6 protein-coding genes are annotated in these 7,300 nt (G+C 53.9%); 5 read left to right on the top strand and 1 reads right to left on the bottom strand.

Annotated features, from left to right (window positions below; genetic code table 11):
* Positions 1-29: 29 nt before the first annotated feature.
* A complete protein-coding gene (locus B9K09_RS09085; RefSeq protein ID WP_087516506.1) occupies positions 30-1,595 on the bottom strand; it encodes a sigma-54-dependent transcriptional regulator in 1,566 nt (521 codons plus the stop codon).
* A 259-nt stretch (positions 1,596-1,854) separates the two neighbouring features.
* On the opposite strand from B9K09_RS09085, the gene phhA reads away from it, so the two are divergent.
* From phhA to B9K09_RS09060, 5 genes are all read left to right on the top strand, one after another.
* Positions 1,855-2,643 carry a phenylalanine 4-monooxygenase gene (phhA, locus tag B9K09_RS09080; RefSeq protein WP_087516505.1) on the top strand — a complete coding sequence of 263 codons (789 nt, stop codon included), beginning with the start codon at positions 1,855-1,857 and terminating at the stop codon, positions 2,641-2,643.
* Between the two features lie 65 nt (positions 2,644-2,708).
* Positions 2,709-3,065: a 4a-hydroxytetrahydrobiopterin dehydratase gene (locus B9K09_RS09075; protein ID WP_087516504.1), complete on the top strand. Its 357-nt coding sequence runs from the start codon at positions 2,709-2,711 to the stop codon at positions 3,063-3,065.
* Positions 3,062-4,261, top strand: coding sequence for an amino acid aminotransferase (locus B9K09_RS09070; protein WP_087516503.1), 1,200 nt, complete (start codon positions 3,062-3,064; stop codon positions 4,259-4,261). The genes B9K09_RS09075 and B9K09_RS09070 overlap by 4 nt, the downstream gene beginning before the upstream one ends.
* Before the next feature lie 172 nt (positions 4,262-4,433).
* Complete coding sequence (locus tag B9K09_RS09065; protein WP_087516502.1) at positions 4,434-5,765, top strand: DUF2254 domain-containing protein; 1,332 nt, start codon at positions 4,434-4,436, stop codon at positions 5,763-5,765.
* Positions 5,766-5,935: 170 nt separating this feature from the next.
* The gene (locus tag B9K09_RS09060) at positions 5,936-7,207 is read left to right on the top strand and encodes an MFS transporter (protein WP_087516501.1); all 1,272 of its coding nucleotides are present in this window, start codon (positions 5,936-5,938) and stop codon (positions 7,205-7,207) included.
* Positions 7,208-7,300: the final 93 nt, after the last annotated feature.

Here is a 7,300-nt window from a genome sequence, read left to right as displayed (position 1 = left end):
GCGGCCAGTGCTGGATGCTCAACCCTGACTCACGGCTGCTTGGTCTCTTTACCAATGTTGTGCTCGCGCAGCTTATTGGCAATCGTGGTGTGCGATACGCCGAGCCGTTTGCCCAACTGGCGACTGCTCGGATGCTCACTGAACAGACGCTCAAGCACGGCTTTTTCAAAGCGTCCAACAATCGCATCCAGGCCGCCTTCAAGCGAGAAATCACCAATCGGCTGAGGCGCGCCATAATCGGGCAGACGAATGTAGTCAGCTTTGATCATCGCGCCATCACACAATGAAACCGCCTGAAACAACACGTTCTCTAGCTGACGCACATTACCCGGCCAGTGGTATTGGCTGAGACGCTCAAGCACCTGCGGCGCAACCTTGGGCAACGCACAGCCAATTTGCCGGCTGGCTTGATCGAGAAAATGATCAACCAGCGGTGCCAAACCATCCAAACACTCGCGCAATGGCGGGATATGTAGACTCAGTACGTTGAGCCGGTGATACAGGTCCTGGCGAAACTCGCCGCGGGCGCACAACTCGGACAAATCCACCTGAGTGGCGCACACCACGCGCACATCGAGATACACCTCTTCATCACTGCCAACCCGGCGAAAGCAGCCATCCTGCAAAAAGCGCAGCAGCTTTGCCTGCAAGCGCGGGCTCATCTCCCCGACGCCATCAAGAAATAACGTACCGCCAGCCGTCAATTCCAGCAGGCCCAACTTACCTTCAGGCCTGGCCCCCTCGAATGCACCGGGTCCATAACCAAATAACTCAGTTTCAGCCATCGACTCAGGCAAACCTGCACAGTTGAGCGCCATAAATGGCGACTGACCGCGTGGACTGGCCAAATGGCAAGCGCGGGCCAGTAACTCCTTGCCTGTGCCGGTTTCACCTTCGATCAGCAGCGGCGCATCCAATGGCGCCATTCGCCGCGCCTCGCGCACCACTGCTGCCATGACTTTTGAGCTTTGAAAAATACTGTCGAAACCACGCAGCTCTTGTTTGCGCACGTTGTAGATACGCTCACCTACACGGTCAGCTCGGTGCAGCGTCAGCACCGCTCCGGCCAGCGCCTCGCTTTCATCGTGTTCGGACTGCAGTGGCGCGATGTCAGCGAGAAACACATCGCCCTTGACCTTCACCCGTAAGCCATTGATCCGCGATTTGTTCGCACGTACCAATTCCGGCAAGTCGAAGTCTTCGGCGTAGCGCGACAGCGGAATACCCGGCACCTCATCCACCCGTACCCCGAGCAACTGCGCCGCAGAACGGTTGGCGGCGACAATTGAGCCACCCATATCGATCGACAACACCGGAAAATCCAAGGCGCCGAGCAAAGCGTTCAACTCAAGATGACGACGCTCGCTGGGCATCAAACCCACACGCTTGACGCCGAATACGCCGGTGATGGCTTCAAACTTGGCGCGCAGCGATTGGAACTGCAAATTGATCAAGTTCGGGCAGTGCAGATAGATGGCGTTGCCCTGCTCACCACCCACTTCGCCGCGAGCTACGTTGATGCCGTACTCAACCAGCAAATTGAGAATGTCACGAAGGATGCCAATGCGGTTTTGACAGTGCACTTTGATACGCATGACTGAGCTCTAATTGTATTTTTACGGGCCGCAGCGATGAAAAATCGACGATTGCGATGAATTATCCGTCAAGAATATGTGACAGATTAGCTGTTCAGCAAGATGATATTGGGCCAGCGCCATCAGGCTGTAATTATTTCTTTACGAAAAAACTCATTAATTCGCTATTGGTGCGGGTGCCTTGGGGCTGCAAACGCTCCGCTGCTGGGTTATCCATAGATAAACACAACAACAAAAGCTCCATCAGGAGGCGAAATAGATGAAGAGCACGCAATACGTCGCTCGGCAACCGGATGACAACGGTTTTATTGATTACCCCGAAACCGAGCATCAACTTTGGAACACCCTGATCACTCGTCAGCTGAAAGTGATTGAGGGTCGCGCGTGCCAAGAATACCTGGACGGCATTGAGCAGCTTAACCTGCCCCATGAGCGTATCCCGCAGCTTAAAGAAGTCAATCAGGTGTTGCAGTCAACCACTGGCTGGCAAGTTGCCCGGGTGCCTGCACTAATCCCCTTCCAGACTTTTTTCGAGCTGTTGGCCAGCAAGCAATTTCCGGTCGCGACTTTTATTCGCACCCCTGAAGAACTTGATTACCTGCAAGAGCCGGATATCTTCCACGAGATATTTGGCCACTGCCCGTTGCTGACCAACCCATGGTTCGCTGAATTCACCCACGCCTACGGCAAGCTTGGCCTGCAAGCCAGCAAGGAACAGCGCGTATTTCTGGCTCGCTTGTACTGGATGACCATCGAGTTTGGTCTGGTCGATACCAGCCAAGGCCGAAAAATTTATGGCGGCGGGATTCTTTCATCACCCAAAGAAACCGTGTATTGCTTGTCTGATCAACCCCAGCATCAGGCCTTCGACCCAGTTGAAGCGATGCGTACACCGTATCGAATAGACATTCTGCAACCGGTTTACTTTGCCCTGCCAGACCTCAAGCGACTGTTCGACCTTGCCCATGAAGACATCATGTCGATGGTTGTTCAAGCCAGTCAGCTGGGGCTGCATGCGCCACAATTCCCACCTAAACAAGCGGCGTGAACGCCTGCACTTTTGCGGCGTCTCAAACCTATATTGCTTTTATCTACTGATTTTAAGGAGTCATCATGACTGCTCTTAACCAAGCGCATTGCGAAGCCTGCCAAGCGGGTGCCCCTCAAGTATCTGATCAGGAGCTGCCAGAATTGCTCAGGCAGATTCCAGATTGGAATATCGAGGTTCGTGACTCGATCATGCAACTGGAAAAGGTTTACCTGTTCAAGAACTTCAAACACGCACTGGCGTTTACCAATGCCGTTGGCGATGTTGCCGAAGCTGAAGGTCACCATCCAGGCTTGCTCACCGAGTGGGGCAAAGTGACTGTTACCTGGTGGAGCCATTCAATCAAAGGTCTGCACCGTAACGATTTCATCATGGCTGCGCGCACCGATGAGGTCGCCACACACGCAGAGGGCCGCAAGTGAATCACTTCGCGTCCATCGCCCGGGTGCCGGGCGACCCGATCTTGAGCCTGATGGAGGCCTACCGCGCCGATAGCCACCCAGGCAAGCTTGACCTTGGTGTCGGTGTCTATAAAGACGCCCAAGGCCTGACAGCGATTCCCAAGGCGGTCAAACTTGCAGAACAACGCTTGCTTGATAGCGAAACCACCAAGAGTTATATCGGTGGTCACGGTGATCCATTATTTGGCCAACTGTTAACAGAATTAGTCCTGGGTGCTGACAGCCAAGCACTGGCCGAACAGCGTGTCGGCGCCACGCAAACACCCGGCGGCACGGGCGCATTGCGTCTTGCGGCAGATTTTATTCGTCACCATCTGCCAACACGTGGCATTTGGTTGAGCGACCCGACCTGGCCGATTCATGAAAGCATCTTTGCCGAGGCTGGCTTGCAAGTCGGGCATTACCCTTACGTCGGCGCGGACAACCGGCTGAATGTCGAGGCGATGCTCGCGGCGCTTAACCAAATTCCGCAAGGCGATGTGGTGTTACTGCATGCCTGCTGCCACAACCCGACTGGTTTTGATCTGAGCCATGTGGACTGGCTACAGGTACTTGAGGTGGTCAAAGCCCGCGAACTGTTGCCACTCATCGATTTTGCCTACCAGGGTTTTGGTGAAGGCCTTGAGCAAGATGCCTGGGCACCTCGATTGTTCGCAGAAGCACTACCTGAATTGTTGATCACCAGTTCTTGCTCGAAAAACTTTGGCCTTTATCGCGAGCGTACAGGTGCGCTGCTGGTCTGCGCACGCGACACTGAAAAGCTGCTCGACATCCGCAGTCAACTGGCGTTTCTGGCGCGTAATCTATGGTCAACGCCACCGGCGCATGGCGCAGCCGTGGTCGCCACCATCCTGGCTGACCCAGAACTTAAAATGCTATGGAGCGATGAGTTAAGCAACATGCGGCTACGGGTTGCCAGTTTGCGTGATGGCCTGGTCACTGCACTGGAGCCCCACGGTCTGGCGCAACGCTTTGCTCATATCAGCCAGCAACGCGGCATGTTCTCCTACACCGGCTTGTCGCCCTTGCAGGTCAAACGGCTACGCGAAGAGTTCAGCATTTATATGGTGGGTTCCGGTCGGGCTAACGTCGCAGGGATTGACGCTGAACGCTTTGCGCAACTGGCTCAGGCCATCGCTCACGTCTGCGTAGAGTAACTGAACCGTCTAAGCCGCTTGGCAGCACTGCCAAGCGGCCAGATGACTGCGCGCCAAAGACGCTTCCCCCGCCAACGCGCCATGCTTAATCAGGTGTTCTGCCTGCACATATTATTTTATAGCCCAAGGCTACTTAGCTATAGTTCGATGACTGCCTGATTAAGGAACACCCGTGATCAATCCATCGAACATGCTTTTTCGCGTCTACCAGCGAACGATCCATAGTCTGGCCTTCTACCCAACACTCATTGCCTTGGGTTTCGTTTTCGCCTGCCTGTTGAATATTTCTATTGAATATCAACCGTGGCTAATGGCGATTAAAAGCAAGTTTGATATCGGCTTGGTACGAAGTGCGGATAACGCCCGATTGATTCTTGGCACCCTTGTCGGCAGCTTGATGTCATTGATGGTGTTCAGTTTTTCGATGGTCATGGTGGTGCTCAACAACGCCGCCACAGCCCTGTCACCCCGAGTTATGCCGGGACTGGTGAGCAGCAAAAGCCACCAGAAAACCCTCGGTTTTTACCTCGGCACAATCATCTATGCACTGCTGCTGATCACCACCATTGAGCAAAATGGCGGCGATAAAGTCCCGAGCCTTGGCGTATTGATCTGCCTCGGCCTGGGCGTTGCCTGCCTTGGGTTGTTCGTCTACTTCATTCGATCAATTTCGCAGTCGATCCAAGTCGAACATATCATCACCAACCTGTACCAAGTGACCCGCAGAAAATTAGACGCCAGCATCTGTAAAATGGCGGCTCAGAGCCCCGCCCCAAGCTGGCCGGATGATCAAAAATGGCTGCAGATTCGCTCTGAACGCAGTGGTTATTTCAAAGAAATTAACGCCTCGCTGACCAATGAACTGCTCTGCGAACATGATTTAAAAATGACCATTCAGGTGCATCGAGGATTCTTTGTTATCGAGGGGCACCCACTGTTCAAGCTCGATCGCAAGGTCGATGACAACGTGGTTAATAAACTGCTCGACTGCTTCGATTTTTTTATCGAGGAATACCCCAGCACCCATTACTTGTTTGGCTGCAAACAGATATCTGAAATCGCAGTCAAGGCACTCAGCCCCGGGATTAATGATCCGGGCACCGCGATTAAATCCATCGACATGCTCAGCGTACTCTTCAGCCAGCGCTTGAACCTGCCGACCTTCGACTTTAGCGAACTGGAAGACGAGCCACCGCGTCTGTTTATCAATGAGTTGCCGCTCGACCAGTTACTACAACAAGTTCTCGGCCCCATTCGTACCTATGGCGCAGCAGATCCGAGTGTGCTGGTAAGCCTGCTACAGGCCTTCAAGAACCTGCTCCATCAAAACCCCAAGCCAGAGCACAAAGAGCAGCTTTTACGCCACGCCCGTAGCGTTATAGAAAGCGCCGATGAACACTTGGCGACGCCACGCGACCGCGAAGAAATCAATGATTTCATCGAGCGGATCAACAGCGCGGCCAAGGAAAGCCTGCCTGCACTGTCAAGGATTAAGACCCACTAGCGACCGATAAATCGCACCAAAAACGCGCACTTATGGTTCATGAAAAATTAGCCAATCTTTTTTAGATTGGATTTTATCTTTTTAAATCAAATACTTAACAACACCAATCGAAAGATTGTGGCGCGCTTTATGCTTGCTATATTGCGACTAGTTCCCTAGGGTAGCTCGCCATGTGGTCCCTTATTGCCCCTATCAGCTCGCTGCTGAGCGGGGTCGCTTTACTCCTGCTCGGCAATGGTCTGCTCAATACACTTCTGACCCTGCGTGGCGTAGCCCAAGGCTATTCCACCGGGATGCTCGGACTGATTATGTCTGGGTACTTTGTCGGTTTTCTCCTCGGCACCTGGCTAGCTATTCCGCTGGTACGGCGCATCGGACATATCCGTGCGTTTGCGTTTTGTGCTGCGCTCGCCGCCATCACCACCCTGCTCCACGTACTTATTGTCGACCCGTGGGTTTGGCTCGGCTTGCGGGTTATCTATGGCTTAGCGCTGGTCAGCCTGTACATGGTGATCGAAAGCTGGCTTAACGCACAGGTACCCAATGACAAGCGCGGCACTGTGTTTGCGATCTATATGGCGGTCAACCTGGGCGCGTTAGCCGCTGCGCAACAGTTGCTTAACCTTGCCGAGCCAACTGAGTTTATGCTGTTTGCACTGGCTGCGATTCTGATCAGCGCGGCATTGATGCCTATTACCCTGACCCGGCAGATCCAACCCACTGTGCCTGAAACACTGCACACTGATGTTCGCCAGGTCGCCAGAATCGCTCCGCTATCAATTGCCGCCGCAGGCTTATCCGGTTTGGCCCTTGGTGCGTTTTGGGGCATGGCGCCGGTCTACGCCAACCTCAGCGGCTTCGACGCAAAAGGGGTGGGCCTGTTGATGAGTAGCGCCATTCTTGGCGGCGCATTACTGCAGCTGCCCATTGGCCGTTATTCAGATAAACACGACCGACGCCTGATCATGTTCTGGGTCGTAGCGCTCGCCGTTGTCGTGGCTCTGCTAATGAGTTTCGTACCTGCCGGCCCCATCCTGCTAGGATTGATGTTTATCTGGGGCGGTTTGGCGTTTGCCATCTACCCGATTGCCGTGGCGCAACTGATTGACCAGTTGCACAGCGACGAAATTCTCGCCGGTTCCAGCAGCTTGTTAATGGTCAACGGTATTGGCTCGGTATGCGGGCCACTGCTTGCCGGTGTTCTTATGCAACACCTCGGTGCCCATGCATTGCCGCTTTATTTTGCTGTGGTCCTGGGCTTACTGGCCGTCTACACGCTCTACCGTCTGCGCCATGTCAGCGATTTGGTCAGCGGGGATCAGGCGCACTTCGTGCCCATGTTGCGCACCAGTCATACCGTATTGGAACTCATGCCCGACACACCGCATGCAGATCTAGACTCAGGGACCAACAACGCTGGACCTGAACCCGAATCACCGTAACGACAGACACAGTCTGGCGCTACATAACAATGAAGGCAGTCACCCACTTTACTGTGCGTGCAACTGCTCGAAACGCAGAGCTTGTTGTTGATT

Origin of the sequence: Pseudomonas sp. M30-35 (genome assembly GCF_002163625.1) — a bacterium.
Classification (GTDB): domain Bacteria; phylum Pseudomonadota; class Gammaproteobacteria; order Pseudomonadales; family Pseudomonadaceae; genus Aquipseudomonas.
This window is presented reverse-complemented; position numbering and strand designations above follow the sequence as displayed.